General features: G+C 69.5%; 17 protein-coding genes. 12 read left to right on the plus strand and 5 right to left on the minus strand.

Going from position 1 to position 22,190, the window contains the following annotated elements:
- The first annotated feature begins 51 nt into the window (after positions 1 to 51).
- Positions 52 to 639 (plus strand): TetR/AcrR family transcriptional regulator, encoded by a 588-nt coding sequence (locus ACZ60M_RS13540; protein WP_465417865.1) that lies wholly within the window; start codon positions 52 to 54, stop codon positions 637 to 639.
- Between the two features lie 37 nt (positions 640 to 676).
- Here the strand turns inward: ACZ60M_RS13540 and ACZ60M_RS13545 are convergent, their stop codons facing one another.
- Complete coding sequence (locus ACZ60M_RS13545) at positions 677 to 1,543, minus strand: NAD(P)H-binding protein (RefSeq protein WP_465417867.1); 867 nt, start codon at positions 1,541 to 1,543, stop codon at positions 677 to 679.
- 83 nt (positions 1,544 to 1,626) lie between these two features.
- On the opposite strand from ACZ60M_RS13545, the gene ACZ60M_RS13550 reads away from it, so the two are divergent.
- The 9 genes from ACZ60M_RS13550 (at position 1,627) to ACZ60M_RS13590 (ending at position 13,257) form a co-directional block, all read left to right on the plus strand.
- The gene (locus ACZ60M_RS13550) at positions 1,627 to 2,241 is read left to right on the plus strand and encodes a TetR/AcrR family transcriptional regulator (RefSeq protein WP_465417869.1); all 615 of its coding nucleotides are present in this window, start codon (positions 1,627 to 1,629) and stop codon (positions 2,239 to 2,241) included.
- A gap of 271 nt (positions 2,242 to 2,512) precedes the next feature.
- Complete coding sequence (locus ACZ60M_RS13555) at positions 2,513 to 2,719, plus strand: hypothetical protein (protein WP_465417871.1); 207 nt, start codon at positions 2,513 to 2,515, stop codon at positions 2,717 to 2,719.
- Positions 2,720 to 3,484: 765 nt separating this feature from the next.
- Positions 3,485 to 4,516 (plus strand): LacI family DNA-binding transcriptional regulator, encoded by a 1,032-nt coding sequence (locus tag ACZ60M_RS13560; RefSeq protein ID WP_465417873.1) that lies wholly within the window; start codon positions 3,485 to 3,487, stop codon positions 4,514 to 4,516.
- Positions 4,517 to 4,732: 216 nt separating this feature from the next.
- Positions 4,733 to 6,022, plus strand: coding sequence for an ABC transporter substrate-binding protein (locus ACZ60M_RS13565; protein ID WP_465417875.1), 1,290 nt, complete (start codon positions 4,733 to 4,735; stop codon positions 6,020 to 6,022).
- 64 nt (positions 6,023 to 6,086) lie between these two features.
- Positions 6,087 to 7,052, plus strand: a complete 966-nt coding sequence (locus ACZ60M_RS13570) for a carbohydrate ABC transporter permease (RefSeq protein WP_465417877.1) — start codon at positions 6,087 to 6,089, stop codon at positions 7,050 to 7,052.
- On the plus strand, positions 7,052 to 7,915 hold the full coding sequence (locus ACZ60M_RS13575; RefSeq protein WP_465417879.1) for a carbohydrate ABC transporter permease: 864 nt from the start codon (positions 7,052 to 7,054) through the stop codon (positions 7,913 to 7,915). The genes ACZ60M_RS13570 and ACZ60M_RS13575 overlap by 1 nt, the downstream gene beginning before the upstream one ends.
- Before the next feature lie 70 nt (positions 7,916 to 7,985).
- On the plus strand, positions 7,986 to 9,998 hold the full coding sequence (locus ACZ60M_RS13580; protein ID WP_465417881.1) for a hypothetical protein: 2,013 nt from the start codon (positions 7,986 to 7,988) through the stop codon (positions 9,996 to 9,998).
- Between the two features lie 147 nt (positions 9,999 to 10,145).
- Positions 10,146 to 12,203: a beta-galactosidase gene (locus ACZ60M_RS13585; RefSeq protein WP_465417883.1), complete on the plus strand. Its 2,058-nt coding sequence runs from the start codon at positions 10,146 to 10,148 to the stop codon at positions 12,201 to 12,203.
- An 82-nt stretch (positions 12,204 to 12,285) separates the two neighbouring features.
- Positions 12,286 to 13,257, plus strand: coding sequence for an amidohydrolase family protein (locus ACZ60M_RS13590; protein ID WP_465417885.1), 972 nt, complete (start codon positions 12,286 to 12,288; stop codon positions 13,255 to 13,257).
- On the opposite strand, the gene ACZ60M_RS13595 is transcribed toward ACZ60M_RS13590, so the two are convergent.
- Positions 13,247 to 13,885: a TetR/AcrR family transcriptional regulator gene (locus ACZ60M_RS13595; RefSeq protein ID WP_465417900.1), complete on the minus strand. Its 639-nt coding sequence runs from the start codon at positions 13,883 to 13,885 to the stop codon at positions 13,247 to 13,249. The genes ACZ60M_RS13590 and ACZ60M_RS13595 overlap by 11 nt on opposite strands.
- A 272-nt stretch (positions 13,886 to 14,157) precedes the next feature.
- On the opposite strand from ACZ60M_RS13595, the gene ACZ60M_RS13600 reads away from it, so the two are divergent.
- A complete protein-coding gene (locus ACZ60M_RS13600) occupies positions 14,158 to 16,857 on the plus strand; it encodes an MMPL family transporter (protein WP_465417887.1) in 2,700 nt (899 codons plus the stop codon).
- Positions 16,857 to 18,974, plus strand: coding sequence for a YhgE/Pip domain-containing protein (locus ACZ60M_RS13605; RefSeq protein WP_465417889.1), 2,118 nt, complete (start codon positions 16,857 to 16,859; stop codon positions 18,972 to 18,974). Before ACZ60M_RS13600 ends, ACZ60M_RS13605 begins: the two co-directional genes overlap by 1 nt.
- A gap of 49 nt (positions 18,975 to 19,023) precedes the next feature.
- Here the strand turns inward: ACZ60M_RS13605 and ACZ60M_RS13610 are convergent, their stop codons facing one another.
- The 3 genes from ACZ60M_RS13610 to ACZ60M_RS13620 form a co-directional block, all read right to left on the minus strand.
- The gene (locus ACZ60M_RS13610; RefSeq protein ID WP_465417891.1) at positions 19,024 to 20,358 is read right to left on the minus strand and encodes an MFS transporter; all 1,335 of its coding nucleotides are present in this window, start codon (positions 20,356 to 20,358) and stop codon (positions 19,024 to 19,026) included.
- Positions 20,359 to 20,775: 417 nt separating this feature from the next.
- Complete coding sequence (locus ACZ60M_RS13615; protein WP_465417893.1) at positions 20,776 to 21,855, minus strand: hypothetical protein; 1,080 nt, start codon at positions 21,853 to 21,855, stop codon at positions 20,776 to 20,778.
- The gene (locus tag ACZ60M_RS13620; protein WP_465417894.1) at positions 21,855 to 22,004 is read right to left on the minus strand and encodes a hypothetical protein; all 150 of its coding nucleotides are present in this window, start codon (positions 22,002 to 22,004) and stop codon (positions 21,855 to 21,857) included. Before ACZ60M_RS13620 ends, ACZ60M_RS13615 begins: the two co-directional genes overlap by 1 nt.
- Positions 22,005 to 22,190 lie beyond the last annotated feature (186 nt).

The following is a 22,190-nucleotide window of genomic DNA, read 5'->3' on the forward strand; positions in this document are numbered from 1 at the left end:
GTAGTATCTGGAATGATGATTCCAGATAAATATATGGAATGAGGATTCCATTTGTCAACTCCGATCGAGCGACCGCTTCGCGCCGACGCCGTCCGCAACCGGCGCCGCGCCCTCGACGCCGCGACCGCGCTCCTGGCCGAGCCCGGTGCGACCCTTACCGTCGAGGCCATCGCCAAGGCGGCCGGCATGGGCACCGGCACCGTCGTCCGCGCCTTCGGCGGCAAGGACGCGCTGATGGACGCTGCCGTAGCCGAACTCCTGCATCCGCTCGTCGACCGCGGCAGGGAACTGCTGCGGCGCGAAGGCGGCGCGGCGGCACTGCGCGCCTTCCTGACCGAGCTCATGGCCTTCCAGGCGGCGCATTACACGGTCAGCGACCAAATCGGCGACTTCAACCTCCCGGCCACTGCCGCTCTACGCGCCGACCTGGTCGAAGTGGTCTCCGCGATGGTGGAGCAGGGGAGGGGCGAGGGGGCGATCCGCGACGACATCGATCCGGCCGCCATCACCACCGTCATCGGCGAGACCGCCTTCGCGATCGCCAAGGCCAGCAACAAGACTCCCAAACTGGTCGACGCCTTCACCGACATCCTCCTCGACGGCCTCCGGCCGATCGCACGCGGCAACGCTGCTGGCTGAGTAGGCGGGATCGCGACCTGGCCGCCGTGCGAGGTGTTCAGGCCGCGAAGGCGGCGCGGTTGGCGGCGAGGAACGCTGCGAAGGCGCGCGGTTCGCGGCCGGTCAGGCGCTTCACCGAGTCGGTCGGGGCCGCGTAAGCGCCGGTGCCGAGTTCTTCGTAGAGCGCGGCCATCTCCCGGGCGGGACGCGGCGGCATGCCGTAGCCGCGGAAGCGCGCTTCCAGCGCCGCGGTCGACTCGCCGGTGAATCCGACCTCGATACCACGGGCCAGCGAAAGCTGCGCCGCGATCTCGGAGGCGCGCAGTGCTTCGGGGCCGGTCAGGTCGAAGGTCGCTCCGCGGCCGCCCTCCCCGGTCAGGAGCGCCGCAGCGACCGCCGCAATGTCCTCGCAGTCGATGTAGGCGACCGCGGGGTCGCTCTCGTGGTTCACCACGTTCCCGGCCGCGTCGCTCAGATGCCGTCGGGGGGAAAGGAAGTTCTGCATGAAGCCGCCGGGCCGGAGCATCGTCCATCCCAGACCGGAGGCTTTCAGGTGCTCCTCGGTCTCGCCGTGCCCGCCGGCCGACATCGGCCCGCCCCGTCGGGCGTGCTGGACCGAGAGCTTCACGATGTACCCCACACCGGCCGCTTTCGCCACGTCGATCACGGTCCGCTCCCACCTCAGCATCGGCTGCGCGCCCTCGACCGCCTGCGCGCCGGGCGAGTTGAGGAAGACCCGTTCGACGCCGTGCATCGCTTCGGCAATCGCGCCCGCATCGTCGAAGTCGCCCACTACGTAGTCGGTCCCGAGCGCCTCGCCTTTGGCCGCATCGCGGACCAGCGCCTTGAACGCCGCGCCGCGCGCGGCCAGATCCGCGACGAGGTGCTGGCCGATCGCTCCCGTGGCTCCGGTAACGAGAATCATCACGCCTCCTGTAAGTGGAAGAATTTCTTCCGTATCGAGAACGCTAGCATAAGCGGAAGAAATTCGTCCAGTACTATTGGGCCATGAGTTCTACCGGCACCCCGCGACTTCGCGCCGACGCCCAGCGCAACCGCGAGCGCATCATCGCCGCGGCCTCCCAGCTCATCGCCGAACGCGGCCCCGACGTGCCCATGGAAGACCTCGCCCATCGGGCCGGCGTCGGCGTCGGCACCCTCTACCGGCGCTTCCCCGACCGCGAGGTGCTGCTCCACGCAGTCGCCTCGGCGATGTTCGAGCGGGCCGTCCGCCTCGCCGAGCAGGCCCTGGCCGAGGAGCCCACCGGCTGGGCCGCCCTCGAACGCATCTCGCGCGAATGCGCCGAACCCGGCCTCGGGGCGCTCTCGGCCCGGTTGCGCCCCTGGCTCAACGCCAACCGCGACGACGACCCCGAACTGCGGCGACTGACCGCGGCGTGGGTGGACCGCTTCGACCGGGTGGTGGCCCGCGCCCGCGACGAAGGCGCACTCCGGCCCGACGTCGAGGGCGTCGACGTGCTGACCATGATCGGCCTGCTCACCTGCCACGCACCCGAACTGACCGCAGCGGTGGAGCGCGAGCGGGCGCTGCGCTACCTCGGCGTCATGCTCGACGGACTCCGCGCCGCCGGTCCCCACGCGGGGTCAGATCCACTCGCGTGACTTGAAGATCAAGGAAAGCGCCACGGAGGAAGCGTTCCCCCGAAAGCGAGGCGGGTTCGGCGGAGTGGACGACGTTGGCGAGGCCCGGTTCGGTGCCGGTGACGAGGCATTCGAAGGCGCTGTCGACCTCGTCGGCAGCGGGGCCATTCCGAAGCGTCACCAACCCGTACCCAGCTCCAGCGGCCCCGTGTCGCTGCGTCGTGTAACCAGACCACCGAAATAGCGTCGAGGTAGGCGACCCCTCGTTCGATCAGTGAGAACGGGGATGCGAATGGCGAGGAAGCAGTACGAGGTCCGGGTCTGGGGTGAACAGCGGAAGGACATCGATCCCTACACGATCGCGAACATCCTCCTCGACCTGGCGGCAGCCGAGAACGGAGAAGCCCCGTCGCCTCCCAGGAACGCAACGACCGGCCGGGCGATGGTGTGCGTCTGCGACAGATGCCGGGGCCGGGTCTCCGCTGAGCCGGGCGAGTGACCTCCGGCCTGCGAGGAAACCGAGTGAAGGTGCTCGCCTCCAACGCCGATCGGTCGCGGAGGCGAGCACGCTGTCTCACAGGCGGGAGTACTTGCGGGCTCCGGCGTCGCGGAGGATGGTCTTGACGCTGGAGAGCCCGATGGCGTACCGCGCGGCGAGTTCTCTCTGAAGCGCCCCATCGAGATAGTCCTCGATGAGTCGTTGGCGGTCCTTCGGGGCCAGCCGTTTGCGGAGCGGACGCGGTGCCGTTCGACAGGCACCTTGCGTACGGCTGCATCTCCCATTGCCGCAGTGAAGACGCCACAATTCCGTCACCGGTCGCGGGCGTCGAGGTCGTGGGCGGGTGGCGGAGGCCGACGGCGCCGCGACCCGTTGCGCGGCGAAGGCGTGGTCGCCTGCGAGTAGACGGGCCTCGCCGTCGGGCCGTGCCTGTAGCACGGTAATCGCTTGGGCGGCATGGTGCCGGATGGTGTCGAGGTCCGGGCGGGTGCCCGACCAGGTTCGCCGGTCGCGGCCAGGCGGCGCAGGCCGGCCTCGGTGCCGTCGAGGACGGTGATCCGCTCGACGTGCGGGGCGGCGTTAGTGAGGGCCGGTCTTGTCGAAGGCGACCCGGCCGACCTCGGCACCCATGGTGGATGCGGCCACGATGCCATGCGATGGCCCGTTACAGCGCTCGCGTTCGCGGACGGCCTGCATTCCAGAATTATATCGATACGTATCCGGAACCCCCGGATGCCCTCCGCGGGCACCCTTTACGCTTGTGGCATGAGTGAGGGACGTGCGCGGCGGCCGCTGCCGACCAGCATTGACGTGGCGAAGCTGGCAGGCGTCTCGCAGAGCACCGTCTCCTATGTCATGAGCGGAAAACGGTCGATCTCGCCGGAGACCCGCGAGCGCGTCCTGGCCGCGATCGAGCAGCTCACGTACCAGCCGAACGCGGGCGCGCGGGCGCTGCGCGGGCGCAAGACCCATGTCATCGCGCTCATGATCCACTTCGATGAGCTCGCGGACGCGCGCGACTCCGTGCCCTATATCGACGCGATCGTCGAGGCGGCGCGCGAACGCGACTACGACGTCGTGCTCGTCACTACCGACGAGGGACCGGACGGGCTCAAGCGTCTGGCCGGGCGCTCGACCTGCGACGCGTTCATCCTCATGGACATCAAGTCCCAGGACGAGCGGATCGCCACCGCCGCGTCGCTGGACCTGCCGGTGGTCCTGGTGGGCACGCCGGCCGATACCGCCGGTCTGGACGCGGTCGACTACGACGTCGAGCAGGCCGCTGTCATGCTCATCGACGAGCTCGCCGACACCGGCCACGAGCACGCGGTCCTCGTCGGCGGGGAAGGCGGCGGTGAATACCGGTTCATCAGCCAGTTCTACGACTCCTGCCGGGTCCGCGCGGCCGAGCGCGGCCTGAACTTCGCGATCGTCGACCCGCCGCGGCCCGGCTGGGCCGGCATCGACGCGATTGCGCCCCGACTGCTCGAACACCGCAGTCGCCGCCTGGGGCTGATCGCGCGGACGCCGCAGACCAGCGAATGGCTCCTCCAGCTGGCGCAGTTCCACAGCCTGCGCCCCGGCACGGACGTGTCGATCATCGGACTGTGCCCGGATGACACGGCCGAATCGTTCGACCCGCCATTGACCAGCGTCTCCACCCAGGCCCGCGAGGTCTCGCAGCAGGCCGTCAAGATCCTCTTCGACCGCATCAGCGGCACCGCCCGCGAGCCCGGCCAGCTCCTGGTCGCACCCGCACCCCTCCAGCGGCGCGCGACCACCGCCATTTTCACCTGACGATCGACGGCTTCTGACACCTCGCCGGTGACAGACCGAAGTCGATCATGCTAAGTTCGATACGTATCGACAACTGAACGGGATGCCCACCGCTCGGAACTTTGCCACCACACGGCGGCACCTCCCTTGCACCACAACCGGTCACCTCCGGCGACCGACCGGGCGGCACCGTTCAGCCCCTCGTGCATCGACACGACTGCATCAAAGGAGATCGCAATGCCCACTCGCAGAACCGTAGGACTCGGATTGGCCGCGGCCACTACCGCCGCACTCGTCGGATGCGGCGAGGACGGCGGTGGCAGCGCCGGACCGGTGAAACTGGTGTGGTGGGCGTGGGCCGACGACCTCAGCAAACGGCTCGTCGAGGCGTGGAACTCCAGCCACGACCACATTCAGGTCGAACTCATCGACCCGGCCGTCAGCGGCACCTCGAAGCTCGTCGCAGCGGTCCGCGCGGACGAGGCCCCGGACCTGGCCAGCGTCGAGTACCAGGCGCTTCCGGCCATGATCGTCGCCGGCGTCGCCGCCGACATCACCGAGCACGTCACCGACGACACCACGGCCGCCTTCAGCGAAGGAACCTGGTCGCTGACGCGGTTCGACGGCGCGGTCTACGGGATCCCGCAGGACGCCGGACCTCAGGCCCTGGTGTACAACCGGGCGCGGTTCGAGGAGCTCGGCGTGGCGGTCCCGACCACCTGGGACGAGTTCCGCACTGCCGCGGCGCAGATCCGCGAGGCCGACCCGAACACGTACATCGCCACGTTCAGCACCGCCGAGTTCGGGTTCTTCGCCGCGGTCGCCCAGCAGGCCGGAGCCCGCTGGTGGAACGTGGACGGCGACACCTGGACCGTCGCCATCGACGATGCCGCCTCGGTCGCAGTCGCCGACTACTGGCAGGGACTCATCGACGACGACCTGGTCAAGGTCGAGAACATCGGTACCCCCGACTGGACCAAAGAGCTCAATGACGGCACCATGCTCTCCTGGCCCTCGGCGATCTGGGCCGCCAACGTCATCTACAACAACGCCCCCGACACCGCCGGCCAATGGGCGCTCGCACCGATCCCGCAATGGGAGCCCGGAAACGCCAGCGTGGCCTTCCAAGGAGGATCGACGGTCCTGACGACCACCACCTCCGATCACCCGGCCGAGGCCGTCGAGTTCGCCTCCTGGGTGTTCGCGAACAAGGAGGGCTACACCATGCAGGCCGAGGCCGGTACGTACCCGGCCGCGACCGCAGGGCAGGAGGCGGCGGCCGAAGCCCTCGATCCGCCCGCGCTCATGCCCGACCAGGCCGACTTCTGGGAGCTCGCCTCCGCGATCGCCGCGGACACGCTCCAGGAGGTCCAGTGGGGCCCGAACGTCACCGTGGCCAGCTCCGCGCTCCAGGACGCCTTCGCCCAGGCGATCGAGAACGGCACGCCGCTTCGCGAGGCGCTGACCGCGACCCAGGCCGCCGTGGTAGCCGACATGGAGAACGCCGGCTTCACGATCGCTGGCTGAGCCCCGCTTCGGGCCCGGCCGAGCGCCGGGCCCGACGCGGGCCCCCTGGAAAGGAAGGAACACCATGGCCGACACCGCGCCCGCGCGCACCACCGCTGCGCCGTCACAGCAGTTCCGCAAGTCCCGCAGGCAGAGTCGACGGCGCCCCCTCGCGCCGTATGTCCTCGTCGCCCCCGCCGTCCTGCTCTTCATCGCGTTCATGCTCGTACCCATCGGTTACGCGCTCGTCCAGAGCACGCTGGGGCAGCGGGTGACGGGCGGCGCCCTGTTCGGCAGGATGGAGACCGTCTTCGTCGGCCTCGACAACTACACGACCGCATTGAGCGACAAGGACTTCTTGTCCGGGTTCGCGCGACTGGCGGTCTACGGCGTCATCGCCGTCCCGCTCACCCTCGGACTGGCGCTGCTGTTCGCGCTCCTGCTCGACCTGCGACTGGCACGGGCCAAGCGGTTCTCGCGCACGGCGATCTTCTTGCCCTACGCCGTGCCGGGGGTCGTGGCGAGCCTGATGTGGGGCTTCCTCTACATGGAAGGGACCAGCCCCTTCTCCTACCTCACCCGAAAGCTCGGCTGGGGCCCCATCCAGTTCCTCGACGACCCCGAGGTGTACGGGTCGATCGCCAACATCGCCCTCTGGGGCGGCGTCGGCTTCAACATGATCATCCTCTACACCGCACTGCGCTCCATCCCCGAGGAGGTCTTCGAGGCGGCCCGGCTCGACGGCGCGGGCGAACTGCAGATCGCCCTGCGCATCAAGATCCCGCTCGTCGCCCCGGCCCTCATCCTCACCGGCCTGCTCTCGCTGATCGGCACCCTCCAGGTCTACGGCGAACCGGCGACGCTCCGGCCGCTGAGCAACGCCATCACCCAGACCTGGTTCCCGCTCATGACCGTCTACCGGGACGGCTTCACCCGTGACGACCTGCCACTGGCGGCCGCCGAGTCAGTGCTGCTGGCGGCGTTCACCGTCGTGCTGTCGGTGATCGTCCTCGGAGCGACCCGCAAACGCGCGTTCGAAGGAGAAGCCTGATGCGCACCGACACCGCCTCCCCGAGGCAGCACCTGTTCACCGCGAAGATCGTGCCGACGGCGGTCCTGCTCATAGGCGCCTTCTACTGCCTCGTGCCCGTCGCCTGGGTCCTGATCGCCTCGACCAAGTCCCGCGGGGAACTGTTCAGCACCTTCACCCTCGCGCCCGGCACCGGCCTGGGTGAGAACCTCGCCGACCTGTTCGCCTACCAGGACGGCCGCTACCTCAAATGGGCGGCCAACAGCCTGCTCTACGCCGGCCTCGGATCGATCGCTTCGGTCCTGATCTCGGTTGCCGCCGGCTTCGCCCTGGCCAAGTACGACTTCCGGGGCCGCAACCTGATCTTCTACACGATGCTCGCCGGCGTCCTCATTCCCGGCATCACCCTGGCCGTCCCGCAGTACATGCTCATGTCGAAACTGAACCTGACCAACACCTACTGGTCGGTGCTGCTGCCGGTCCTCATCTCCCCGTTCGGGATCTACCTCGCGCGAGTCTTCGCCTCGGCCGCGGTCCCGGGCGAGCTGATCGAGGCTGCGCGCATCGACGGGGCCGGCGAGTTCCGCATCTTCGCCAAGATCGGCCTGCCGATGATGCTGCCCGCCATGGTCACCATCTTCATGCTCCAGTTCGTCGGCGTGTGGAACAACTTCCTACTGCCCTACGTCATGCTCGTCGACGACGACAAGTTCCCGATCACCCTCGGCCTCTACTCGCTCATGTCGCAGAGCTCCGGGCGGCCCTCGCTGTACACCCTCGTCGTCATCGGATCGGCCCTGGCGGTGATCCCCTGCATCGCGCTGCTGCTGCTCCTCCAGCGGTTCTGGCGGCTCGACCTCGTCAGCGGCGCCCTCAAGTCCTGAAACCGGCGACCGCGAACCACCCGACCACCACCCGGGCACCGTCCGGAACCGAACGAAAGGTTGTCCTCCCTTGCCTGCCAACCCGATCCAGACCACGCTCCCCTTCGGCGGCGGCCACGCCGTCCTCGACCCCGAGACCGGCGCCCCGTTGCAGTTCACCGATGACGCGCATCCGGATCGCCGGTACCTCCTCGACACCGACAATTCGCGCTGGCATTCGATCGAACACCAATGGGGCTCAGGACATCTGACCACCAACCGCGGTGGGGCGCGCTGGCACTCGCCCGCAGAGCTCCGCACGGTCGAGGGCGGGTTCGAAGCCGTGCACCCGGTACTCGACCAGGTCCGGGTCGTCGTGCGGCGATGGGTCGACGGCGAGGTGCTGCGCGAGCGCTACACCGTTGCCAACGACGGCGACGAACCGCTGCTGATCACCGGCTTCGGCGTGCAGACCCCGTTCGGCGACATCTACAGCGGCGCCGAGGACTCGCTTGCACGGGCGGTCCATGCGCACCTGTTCACCGGAGGAAGCTGGGCGTGGGCGCTCGCGCAGCCCATGTCGGGCGCAGGTGACAGCCTCGGCCTCATCGTCCGGGACGGAGCCGTGCGCGCCTATTCGATCGAATCGCGCTCGACCAACACCTACTCGAACATTCGGGGCCACATAGCATTGCTGGTCACCGACCGGTCCCGCAATGCCGAGGCGTTCGGCGGACAGCCCGAACTCACCGTCGCCGCCGGGGATGCGCTCGCGTTGGAATGGGAGTTGGGCTGGTACCGGTCCGTCGACGCCTTCATCGCCGCGACGGGCGCTCCGGCGCGGTTCTCCGCCTACGCCGCCGAGACCGGCCAGGCGATCGAGGTCGAAGCCGCTCAGGTGACCAGCCCGGACGCCAGGGTCGAGGGCGACGGCGCGGGTCGCTTCCGCGTCACCGCTGATACCCATGGCGCCTACACGGTCGACATCGACGGCACCGCCCGCACCGAAGTGCTCTTCCACGACTCGCTCGAGACCACCGTCCGGCGCCGTGTCGGCTACATCGTCCGACACCAGGTCGCCCGTGAACGGCCCGGACTCCTCGCCCACGCGTTCGTGCCGGTCGACGTACGCACCAAGACCACCTGGTCGACCAACGACTGGCAGGACTGGACCGACGGCTCCGAGCGGGTCGCGATGCCCGTACTCGTGCAACTCGCGGCCCTGCGCGGTTGGACCGACCGCGACGAGGCCGAACCGCTGCTGGAGGGTTGGGGCGAGTTCGCCTGGAACCATCTGCTCGACGCCGATGCGACGCCCACCCGCGGATCCCAGTTCGGGAAGACGCCGCGCCTCTACGACGCCCCGTGGCTCGCCCAGTTCTTCCATGACCGCTACCGCCTCACCCGCAGCGACGTCGCGCTCGACCGGGCGGCGCAGATCATCGAGCGGAACTTCGCACTCGGCGGCGCCGCGCACCTGTCGATCACGCTGTCGGAGACCACGGCCGCGATCGCAGAGAGCCTGGACACGACCGGGCAGAGCAACCGGGCCGAGGCACTGCGACGCGACCTGATCGAAGGCGCACGCCACTTCGTCAAGCTCGGCACGGGACTGCCCGCGCACGAGGTGAACTACGAGCAGTCGATCGTGGCACCGCTCATCGACCTCCTCGTCGCCGCGTACGAGCTGTCCGGCGAGCAGGTCTTCCACGACGCGATCGCCGAGCGCCTGCCATGGCTGCTGGCCTTCGGCGGCCCGCAGCCGCACGCGCGCCTGCACGGCGTCGCGATCCGGCACTGGGACGGCTACTGGTTCGGCATCGAGCGGCTCTGGGGCGACGTGTTCCCCCACCACTGGTCCGCGCTCACCGCCGCCACCCTCCTGCGGCTCCCCGCTGATCTGCGGACCGAGGAGACCGACCGCATCGCCGACGCGGTGCTGCGGTCCAATATGGCCAACTACTTCACGGACGGCTCGGCCACCTGCGCCTATGTCATGCCCTCGACGGTGGACGGCCGAGCTGCGCATCTGTCCGACCCGCTCGCCAACGACCAGGACTGGCATCTCGTGCTCTGGATGCGCAGCCGAGAAGCGCGCGGCTGACAGCACGGATTCCGCCGAAGCCTTCGCCGACGAACTCCAGACCGAGATCGACAACGCGAAATGACCCGGTGCCCCGGGACGCACGCACCGCCGTCCCGGGGCACCGCGCGACCCCTGAACCTCACCGAGAACCACCAAGGAGCACCCTTGTCCATCGACGAACGCCTCGCCGGCCTGCACCGCCGACTCGGCGGCCTGGCCTACGGCGGCGACTACAACCCCGAGCAGTGGGACCCCGAGGTCTGGAAGGAGGACGTGCGCCTCATGCGCGAGGCCGGGGTCAACCTGGTCACCGTCGGCGTCTTCTCCTGGGGCCTCCTCGAACCGCGCTCCGGCGTCTTCGAGTTCGACTGGCTCGACCAGGTCATGGACCTTTTGGGGGAGAACGGGATCAGTGTGGACCTCGCCACCCCCACCGCGGCCCCGCCGTCGTGGATGGCGCACGACCATCCCGAGGTCCTGCCGGTCGACGGCGAGGGCCGCCGGGTCGCGTTCGGCGCCCGCTGCCACTACTGCCAGTCCTCACCCGTGTTCCGTCACTACGCTGCGCGCATCACCGAGCAGCTGGCTGCCCGCTACGCAGGTCACCCGGCACTCGCCATGTGGCACATCGGCAACGAGTACATCGGATACGCCTGCCACTGCGACGCCTCCAGCGCGCACTTCCGCACCTGGCTGGCCCGGCGTTACGGGCACGTCGACGCGCTCAACGACGCCTGGGGCACCGCGTTCTGGGGCCAGCATTACGAGTCCTTCGAACACGTGAACCCGCCCGCGCCGCGCTCGCGTCTCGTCTCGGGACCGAACCCGGGGCAGCTGCTCGACTTCTGGCGCTTCAACGACGCCGCGATGGAGTGCTTCGCAGCCGAACGCGACATCGTGCGCCGCCATACCCCGGACCTGCCGGTGGTCACGAACTTCATGGGCTCGTTCAAGCACCTCGACTACTGGCGCTGGGCCGCAGAGGAGGACATCGTCACCCTGGACATGTACGCCGGGCCGCTCGATGCCGAAGGCCAGCTCCAATCCGCGCTCAACTACGACCTGATGCGGTCCCTGCGGCAGGGCCGGCCGTGGATGCTGCTCGAATCGGCCACCGGCCGGAACCTGACGGACGGCCGCAACCCCGCCCGCCCGGCCGGCCAGCTGCGGGTCCGCTCGCTGCAAGCCGTGGCGCGGGGCGCGGACTCGGTCATGTTCTTCCAATGGCGTGCCTCGCGAGCCGGCGCCGAGCGCTTCCACTCCGCCATGGTTCCCCACGGCGGCACCGAGACTCGGACATGGCGCGAAGTCACCGCCCTCGGCGGCGACCTCGACCGGCTCGACGACCTCTCCGGGGGACGATGCGACCGGGCCGAGGTCGCTATGGTCTGGGACTGGGAGAACTGGTGGGCTCTGGAGGGCCCCGATCACCCGTCCTCCGATATCCGCTTCCACGACCAGGCCATGGCCCACTACCGGCCCTTGTGGAACGCGAGCGTGCCGGTGGACTTCATCCGCCCGCACGACGACCTGAGCGGCTACAAGCTCGTCGTCGTCCCCAACCTGTACCTCGCGGACGAGGCCGCGGCCCGAAACCTGACGGACTACGTCCGGCTCGGGGGACACCTCCTCATGTCCTATTTCTCGGGGATCGTGGACCGGTTCGACCGCGTCCTCCCCGGCGCGCACCCCGGCGCGTTCGCCGAAATGCTCGGCCTTGAAGTCGAGGAGTTCGGACCGCTGCCGGAGGGCCAGGTCCGCGGGCTCGCCTACGGTGAGCGCGAAGGGACGGCCGCCGACTGGCAGGACCACCTCATCCTGCGCGGGGCTGAGCCGTTGGCCGCCTACACCAGCGGTGAGCAGGCTGGCCGTCCCGCTGCCACCAGGCACCGCTTCGGCGACGGCACCGCCACCTACTTCGGCACGTCGCCGGACCGGGAGACCATGCGGCGCATGGTCCTCGACTGCGCGGACGCGGCTGCGGCGACGCCGACCGCGCAGACCCCCGCAGGCGTCGAGGTCTTCCGCCGCCGCAGCCCCGACGGCACCTCGCATCTCTTCCTTCTCAACCACCATGCCGAACCGGCGGCCGTGGACCTCGGCCCCGACCTGGGGGGTGCCGTCGACCTGCTCGGTGGCGCGTCCCCCGACGTCGCCGGCCGCCTCGACCTGCCGGGGCATGGGGCGGCGGTGCTGCGGGAGGAAACCACCGCCGGCAACTGACGAAATCGTCAGGTGTGGTGCTATGGTCGAGAGGTTCTGACGATTTCGTCAGAACATTTCGCGATCTCGAAGGAGGGCTGCCATGGGCGGCGCGAACCGCATCGACGTGCACCAGCACCTGATCCCGCCGAAGTACGCCGACTGGTTGCGGGCCAAGGGCGTCCGGCCCGGCGGGATCGACCTGCCGGGCTGGTCGCCGAGGGCGGCCGTGCGGTTCATGGACCGTCACGGCATCCAGACCGGGATCGTCTCGGTCTCCACCCCCGGGGCCTGGTTCGGGGACGCGGCCGAGGCCCGGCGTTGGGCGAGGGACGTCAACGAGTACAGCGCGGACCTGATCCGGAACGAGCCGGGCCGATTCGGCTTCTTCGCCACGCTCACCCTTCCCGATGTCGAAGGGGCCCTTGCCGAAGCCGAGTACGCACTCGACGTGCTCGGCGCCGACGGGGTCGTGCTCCTGGCCAACAGCGACGGCCGCTATCTCGGCGACCCCGAGTTCGAGCCGCTGCTGCGGTTCCTCGATGAGCGGGCGGCGGTCGTGTTCGTCCACCCCGGCGAGCTGCCCGCCGAACCGGTGCCCGGGGTCCCCACGTTCACTGCCGACTTCCTGCTCGACACCACCCGGACCGCGCTGAGCCTCATCTTCTCCGGGGTGCTGCAGCGGTGCGAGAACGTCAAGTTCATCCTCGCCCACGCCGGCGGCTTCGTCCCCTACATCGCCTACCGGTACCTGCTCACCGCCGCATCGCAGCAGTCGAAGCTGCGGCAGGCGTGGACGATGCTCGACCAGAAGCACGAGATCCCGAAGCTGCTGGCACCCCTGCGGCGCTTCTACTACGACGTGGCGCTCTCGGCCTCGCCCGCGGCGCTGCCGAGCCTGCTCGAAGTGGCCGACCACGGCCGCGTGCTCTACGGCAGCGACTTCCCGTTCGCCCCGGCCCCTGCAGTCGGGTTCATCAACGGCCAGTACGAGTCCTATGCCATGGAACCGGCGCTGCGCACCGCGATCGACCGCGGGAACGCCGAAACGCTGTTCCCGCGCCTCAGTCGGTGAGCGCTTCGCGGGATTCGCGGTCGAGGTCCCCGATGTCGGGGAGCGGGCGGTGCGCCAGCTCCCGGGCTTCTTCCGCGGGGACGCCCATCATCCGCAGCAGGTCCTCGGCGATCTGGTCGGCGGCAGCGGCGTCGTCCCGGTCGGGGCGATCGTGCACCAGCTGGCCCAGAGCCAGCGCCGCACCGGCCGCGACCACCAGGGCCAGTTCCGGATCGGCGACGGCGAACCGGCCCGTGGCGATGCCCTTCTCGATGGCGCGGATGCCCCTCGGAGCCAGGCCCTTGATCGGGCCGCCCAGCGAGAGCCCTTGGTGCAGGAGCACCCGGCTCAGCTCGGGGTTGCGGCGGTGGAGGCGTCCGGTGAGCCGGAAGCCGCGGGCGAAGTCCTCGGCCGGGTCCTCGATCTCGCCGTTGATCCGGTCGATCGCTTCGCCGTACGCCTCCAGGGCCTCTTCGACGGCGGCCTGGAACAGTTCGTCCTTGCTCTGGAAGTGGTTGTAGAAGGAGCCCATGCCGACGTCAGCGGCCTTGGTGATCTCCAGGATGGGGGCGTTCTGCCGGCGCTCGGCGATGAAGGTCCTGGCGGCCGCCACGAGTGCGGCGCGCGTCTTCGCCTTGCGGCGCTCCATGCGACTGGACGTCTTCTCGACCACGCGGGCTCCTTTCTTCGGACTGGCCGGGCCCGTCCATCATAACGGCTGATTCAGTTCTGACGATATCGTCACATTTCCTTGCATGATGATACCCTCATAACTGAAGATTTCGTCAGAACAAAGTCTGGAGTTGCCAGTGAACGCCTGCCGAGATCGCCGCATCCGGCCCCGGCCCTGCGTCCGCGAATCGGATTGCACGGCCGCCACGGTGGATACGATGACCGATATGTCCAACGTGGGGGGACGTTATGTCTTCGGTGCTTTACCGACTCGGCCGTGCGGCCGCCGGGGCGCGCTGGCTGGTCCTCTCGCTGTGGCTTGCGGCCCTCGTTGCCGCGGGCGGCGCGGCCGCGCTGTTCAACCAGGGCACCGACGACACCTTCGCGATCCCCGGCTCCGAGTCACAGGACGCGCTCGACTACCTCGGCCGGGTCTTCCCCGAGTTCAGCGGCACCTCCGCCAGTCTCGTCCTCACCGTCCCCGACGGTTCGCACGTCGACAGCGCGGCCACCGAGGCCGCGACCGCCGACGCTGTCGCCCGCATCGAACAAGTCGACCAGGTCGCGGCGGTGTCGGACCCGTTCGGCGACGACGTCTCCGGCGCGGTCTCCGAAGACGGGCGCGCCGCGATCATCACCGTGCTGCTCAATGTCGACCAGGCCGATGTCGCCGACGCCACCAAGGACGACCTCACCGACATCGCGAACGACCTCGCCGACGCCGTCGGGGACGGCGCCGTCGTCTATACCGGCGGCGATGCGTTCGCCGACAACATCCCCGAGCTCTCCCCGACCGAGGCGATCGGCGTCGGCGTCGCCCTCATCGTCCTCGTCCTCATGTTCCGGTCGCTCATCGCCGCGTTCATGCCGCTCATCACCGCGATCCTCGGCGTCGGCATCGCCGTCGCCCTCGTCTACCTCGCGACGGTCCTCGTCCCGATCTCCTCCACCGCCCCGATGCTCGCAGTCATGCTCGGCCTGGCCGTCGGCATCGACTACGCCCTCTTCCTGCTCTCACGCCACCGCGACCAGCTCGCTGAGGGGCTCGACGTAAAGGAGTCGGTCGCCCGCGCGACCGCCACCGCCGGCTCGGCGGTCATCTTCGCCGGGCTCACCGTCGTCATCGCCCTCCTGGGCCTGGCGGTCGCGCAGATCCCGTTCTTGACCACCATGGGCGTGGCCGCCGCGGTCGCAGTCGCCATCGCCGTCGCGATCGCCGTAACGCTCGTGCCCGCGCTGCTCGCGATCGCGGGGGAGCGGATGCGCCCTAAGGCGCCGAAGCCGAGGCGCCGTAAGCGGGAACGCCGCAAGCCCCAAGTCGCCCGCGGCTGGGTCCGCCTGGTCACCAAGGCCCCGGTCGTCACGATCGCCGTCGTCGTGATCGGCCTCGGCGTCTGCACGCTCCCGGCCATGGACCTCCGGCTCGCCCTGCCCGACAACGGGGATGCCGCCGAGGGCACCGACGCGCGCGAGACCTACGACGTCATCGCCGAGTACTTCGGACCCGGATACAACGGCCCGCTCATCGTCACCGCCGACATCATCACCTCCACCGACCCTGTCGGCCTCGTCGACGACCTCGCCGAGGACATCCGCGGCATGGACGGCGTCGCCTCCGTCCCCCTCGCCACCCCGAACCCCAAGGGCGACACCGGGATCATCCAGGTCATCCCCACCACCGGCCCCGACTCCGCCGCGACCGAAGACCTCGTCGCCGCCCTGCGGGACAAAGAGGGCTACTTCCTCTCCCAATACGGCACCCAGACCGCCGTCACCGGCATCACCGCCGTCGGCATCGACGTCTCCGCCCAGCTCGGCTCCGCCCTGCTGCCCTTCGGCATCCTCGTCGTCGGCCTCTCACTCGTGCTGCTGGCCATGGTGTTCCGCTCGATCTGGGTCCCGGTCAAGGCCACCGCCGGGTACCTCCTCTCCGTCGGCGCGGCCTTCGGCGCGACATCGTTCGTCTTCGTCCAAGGCCACTTCGCCGACGCACTGCACGTCGAAGGCGTGGGCTCGGTCATCAGCTTCCTGCCGATCATCCTCATGGGCGTCCTGTTCGGACTCGCCATGGACTACGAGGTCTTCCTCGTCTCGCGGATGCGCGAGGACTACGTGCACCACGGGGACCCGCACCGCGCCATCGAATCCGGGTTCGTCTCCGCCTCACGGGTGGTCACCGCTGCCGCGGTCATCATGTTCGCCGTCTTCGCCGCGTTCGTCCCCGAGGGCTCGGCGACCATCAAACCGATCGCGTTCAGCCTCGCCATCGGCGTGTTCGTTGACGCGTTCCTGGTCCGCATGACCCTCGTCCCCGCAGTGCTCGCGCTCCTGGGCCACCGCGCCTGGGGACTGCCGCCCCGCCTCGACCGGGCCCTGCCGGTCTTCGACGCTGAAGGCGACGCTCTCGTCCACGAACTGCGGCTAGCCGACTGGCCCGGCCGCGACGAAGCGGTCAGCGCCCGCGGCCTCGGCCTCGACGACGACAAGGGCCGTCCCCTGTTCGCGGATCTGGAACTCCATGTGCCGCACGGCGGCGCGCTCGTCGTCGACGGCCCCGGACCGGTCGGGAAGACCGCACTGCTGCTCGCCCTCGCCGGGCGCGTGCCCTCCGTCAAGGGGGACTTGAAGGTCCTCGGCCACGTCCTGCCCCAGCACGCCCGCGCGCTGCGCCGCCAGGTCGAGATCATCGCCTGCCGAGACGACGCCGACCCGGCCGCGCGCATCATTCGATCCATTCAGGATGGCAGGCGGCTCGTCCTCCTCGACGACGCCGACCTGGTCCTGCGCACCGACGCCCGCGACGCCCTCCGTGCACTGCTCGCCGACCGCCGCGGACCCGACGGCGACCCCGTCTCCTACGTCCTGTCCTGCCAGGACCCCGACCGCATCCGCGACCTGCTGCCCACAGGCGCCCAGCCGTTCGCCCTCAACACCGTCGAGGTGGCCTGATGTTCAAACCGTTCGCGAATTCCGCCCGTGCTGTCGTCACCGGCCCGCTCACCTGGAGGACCTGGGCCGGCCTCATCCTCGTCCCCGTCCTCGCGATGGGCCTGCTCACCTGGGCGCTCTACGAACCTGACGCCGACCACGGCACCGCCACCGCCGCCGTCGTCAACAACGACGAGCCCGTCACCGTCGACGGCCAGACGATCCCGCTCGGCCGCGAACTCGCCGGGGACCTGACCCACAGCGACGACTCGCCCTACGAATGGGTCCTCACCGACGAGGACGATGCGACCGCCGGACTCGCCGACGGCACCTACACCGCCGTCGTCACCATCCCTCCGGACTTCTCCGCCAAGGCCACCACCTCCGCGACCGCTGAACCACTCGATGCGACCCAGGCCGTCCTGAACATCACGACCTCGAACGCGGCCGGCGCCGCCGACGCGGCCCTCAGCGACTCGGTCGCCCAGGCCACCCAGAACGCCCTGAACGAGCAGGTCGTCGAGACCTACCTCGACAACGTCTACCTTGCCTTCAACACCATCCACGACCAGCTCCAGCAGGCCGCCGACGGTGCGAACCAGCTCGCCGACGGCACCTCCGACCTCGCGGACGGCGCCGACGAACTCGCCGCCGGAACCGGCGAACTCGCCACCGGCGCGGACCAGCTCGCGGCCGGCACCGGCGAACTCTCCACCGCTGCAAGCGAACTCGCCTCCGGCGCAGACACCCTCGCCGCCGCCACCGCGCAGCTGCGTACCGGCTCCGCGTCGCTCGCGTCAGGCCTAGACGAAGTCGAGGACGCGACCGCCGACCTGCCCGCGCTCACCAGACAGCTCGCCGACGGCGCCGAACAGGTCGCCCAAGGCAACGAGGAACTCGCCGACACCGTCGTCCCGCTCGCGGACCGCATCATCGAGGCCATCGACGCGCTCCCTTCGGCCGAGGACGCCGCCACCGAATTCCAAGACCTCGCCGCCGACTGCGCGGCCGAAGGCGGCACCCCCGAGTTCTGCGACGCCCTCCAGCAAGCCGCCGACGACTTCAGCGCCGAGGCGTCCACGATCGACGGTCAGATCGCCGACGTACGCGCCCGCGTAGTCGAGACCCGCGACGCCGTCCAGGACCTCGCGACCGGCGCGCGCCAAGTCGCCGACGGCAACGACGCCCTCGCCGACCAGATGCCCGCACTCGTCTCCGGCATCGCCGAAGCCTCCGACGGCGCCGACGAACTCGCCTCCGGCGCGGCCCAGACCGACGACGGCGCACAGGAACTCGCCTCGGGCGCCGACCAGCTCGCCGCCGGGGCCGTCGAAATGAACGACGGCGCCAACGAACTCGCCACCGGCGCCGACGAAGTCGACTCCGGCGCGAACGAACTCGCAACCGGCGCAGCCGAAGTGGACGACGGAGCCCAAGAACTCGCGACCGGACTCACCGAAGCGCTCGGCCAGATCCCCACCTACACCGCCGACGAACGCGCCCACCTGAAAACCGTCGCCGCCGACCCGACCACCGCGCTGCTCGACGCCGTCGGCGTCGGCGACCTCTCCATCGCCCTCTTCGCGACCCTCGCGCTCTGGGCCCTCGCGCTCGCCGTCTACCTCGTCACCCGCGCCGTGCCCGAAGGGCTGGCGACCTCGAGCGAGGCGACCTGGCGGATCATCGTCAGATCCGCACTGCCGGGCGCGACCGCCGCCGCGATCGCCGCGTTCGCCATCAGCGCCATCGCCGTCCCGGTCCTCGGCCTCGGCATCGGCCGTGCCCTGGAATTCCTGGGCGTCGCCCTGCTCGCCGCGCTCTCGTTCACCGCCGTGAACCAGGCCCTCGCCGCGGTCTTCGGCCGCGCCGGGCGCCTGGCCTCCGTCGCGATCCTCGTCCTCACGATCGCCCTCGGCGTGGTCTCCACCGTCCCCGGCCCGCTCTACGCCCTCATCGGCGTCCTGCCCACCCACGGGTCGATCCTCGCGATGCGTGCCGCGGCCTTCGGCGGCAGCGGACTCGCCACCGGCATCGCCCATCTCGCCGTCTGGCTCGTCATCGGCGCGCTCGCGACGATCCTCGTCACCGACCGCCGCCGCAACCTCAACGCCAAGCAGCTGCGCCTCGGCCGGGCCTGACCCTCAGATGCCGTCCGCCTCGCACCACTGGACCCAAGTAGGGCCTCTTTCAGAGTCGGCTAGTCCAGGTGGATCTCCGCGAGCTCCGACCAGGACTCGCCGCAAAGCCCACCTCGGAACCGGCTGGCCGAGATCGTTGAGAGGGTTCGGTCGCGCCGTCCGTTACCTCGGCGGCCTTCCGGTAGGGCAGCAGGAGCACTGCTAGGGACATGACTGCTGCGGCGACGATGAGCGCGGCCTGGTTGCCGATCATGGTCGCGATGGCTCCGCCGATCAGGAGGAAGACTGGCTGGCTCGCGGTCGTCGCGAACGACCAGAGGGTGGCGACTCGGGCCTGGAGGTCGGCCGGAGTGCGAAGCTGGCGGTACGAGGTCATGGCGGCGTTGGAGATCGAGGAGAAGAACAGTAGTGCCCCGAATGCGGTGCCGCACAGGACCAGGCCCGCGGTACCCGGCATCGCGAATGCGATCAGGAAGTACCAGGGGCCTCGGAGCACGCCGGTGATCCAGAGGGTCCGAATCGCTCCGAAACGGGCGACAGCCGGGCGGACCAGGCGTGCGCCGATGAACCCGCCGATGGATGGCACACCCATGAGCAGCCCGTATTCCCAAGCGGTGAACTCGAGGTCATACAGGTAGAAGGCGGTGCTGATCGGGAATGCCATGCCTGAAGCGCCGGCGAAGACGATCCAGTTGGCGAGGATGCGCCGCAGCGGCGGGTCGCGGCGGACGAAGTCGAGGCCGCCAAGGACCTGCTTGAGTTTGGGTTCGGATGGTTGACGTTGCGGCGGATCGGGTTCGGGGGTGCGGATGCGGCTGATGGCGAACGCGCTGGCAAGGAATGAACAGGCGTCGAGCACGAGTGCACCGGTCGCGGTCACGACGGCGATGAAAGCACCGCCGAGCGACCGGCCCACAGTGAGGCTGGCCCAGGTCGTCGACTCGAGGCGCCCGTTGGCGTCGACCAGCTGATCGGAAGCGACCAGCGCCCGCAGATGCGCCTGGGATGCCGAGGCGAACGCGATCTGGCACACCGCGTTCGCCACGGCCACCACGCACAGCTGCGTGAACGTCAGCAGACCGAGGACCGCGGCCACTGGGATGCTGACGACGGTCACGAAGCGGATGACGTCCGTGGCGATCATCATTGGGCGCTTGCGCCGGAACTCGACGAAGGTCCCGAGCGGAAAGGCGAACGCCGCCACAGCGATCGCGCTCAGCGCGGCCAGGACGGACAACTGCAACGTCGAGGCCCCGAAGACACCGACCGCAACCAGTGGGATGGCCACAGCTCCGATGTCGGACCCGAACTGGCTGACGGCACGTCCGGTCCAAAGCCTGTTGAAGTCGCCGTGCCCGCTGACACTGGCTTGTGCTGAGGGCAAGGGTGCTCCTACCGGGGAACGCTGAATCGAGGCGAGTTGGCGGGGGGTGTGGCTGTGCTGCTGGCGTGCCGCCTTGGCGATGAGACCGGAGAACATCATACTTTCCGGTTGAATTGCGCGTACATGCGAACGATTCCGTCATGCTCTCCTCGATCGCCTGGCGGGGGCGCAGGAAGATCTGGAGCGGCCACAGGACCAGGATGTAGAACGCCAGGGCGAGCAGCAGTCCGGCGGCGTAGCCCAGCAGGCCGAACCTCACCGATGGGAACGGCGGCCCGTCCAGGGCGAACCAGTAGTGCCACTTGTCCGCGGCCTGCGCCTCGGCGACAGCGCCTGAGGCACGCAGGACGATTTCGGTGATGGACATGACGACGACCGCGCCGAGGCCGCATGAGCCAGCTGACGGGGTTCTCGCCCTCAGCCGCGGTTCGGCCCCACGATCTCGATCTCGGGTCCTGCGACCCCGCTGACGACCGGGGTTCGCGGGACCGGCGCGGACGACGCGTCCTCCGGGCTCGCCGGGATCGCGTCGGGCGCGGCGTCGTGGACGACTGGCAGCTTCGTCCAGCGCAGCACCGTGCGCAGTTGACCCGCCGTGTGCCGGATCGCCGGATCGCCGGTGTGCCGCATGGCGGCTTCAAGCATCCGGGTCTCGTGGGGGAAGCGCATCCGCCTCGAGCGCAGGTCGGCGAGATCGATGACCGATTCGCGGCGACCGGATTCGGAGAGCAGCACTAGGACCGGCCGGTAGCTGCCGGACTTCTCGCGAGCCTCGGCGCTGCCCGGCCGCGTACCGGGGACCTTGTCCAACCGCACTGCTGACCGGTCGCGGGAGAGGTCGAAGACCCTGGGCGCACGGCGTCCCGGCTTCACCACCGTCAGCTCGGTGCCGTTGAGGTACAGCAGATCACCCGCCCCCGACTGAAGCACGAATCCGAGGCTGAGCGGGAGGACCAGGAAGGCGAGCCCGAACATGACACCCGTGCCCTCGTTGGACAACCCGGTCCCGCCGCTGCGGCGTGCGGTCGCGCCGTGATAGCCCGTCCACTCGAATCCGCCGTTCATCGATGCCAGGACCACGGACCCCACGATGAGCACGACCCCGAGACATGCGCCGATGATCCGCATTTTGCGGATGAGGACCGCCATGTCCTCGGGTTCGAGAGAGGCGCCCACACGCGACAGCATGCGGTGACCGCTGAATGATTGACCGGACTTCATGCGACATAATCCCATCAGGCAGGGTTTCGACAGATCGTGCGGCTTGCGCCGCTGGTTCGTGGCCGGGATGACTTCAGGGGCGGTCAAAGGACTGATCAGGCCGATTGCGGCGGCCGTCTGGACGCCACAATCGCGCGACGGACCTGATCGGTCTGAGCGCACACGTAGTTCTGGAGCTGCCGCGTCGTCCCGGTTCAGCTCGCTGAGGTCGAAGGGTTCGAAGTTGTCGTGGACCGTCGCCCATTCGTTGGGCTGGATCGCTGCGGCCTTGGGCATCAGGCTTCCTCAATCTTGATCGCGTCCGGCATGGCGCGGTCGCTCGCGTCGAAGTCGCGCCAGCCGACGTGGCGCCGCACCAGGACCCGCCGCCACTCGCGCTCGTCGAGGCCGTCGAGCTCGTTCCAGTAGCCGAGCGGCATCCGCAATCGGCTTCGGCAATTCCATCGCTGCTCCTACCTGCCATCGCAACCGTCGCCCGATCGCTCGCGAATCGTATGTTCCCGTCTTCGCCCGCCCTGGGGGGGGGGGGGGGGGGGGGGGGGGGGGGGGGGGGGGGGGGGGGGGGGGGGGGGGGGGGGGGGGGGGGGGGGGGGGGGGGGGGGGGGGGGGGG

The organism is Glycomyces sp. NPDC050141 (assembly GCF_055586545.1).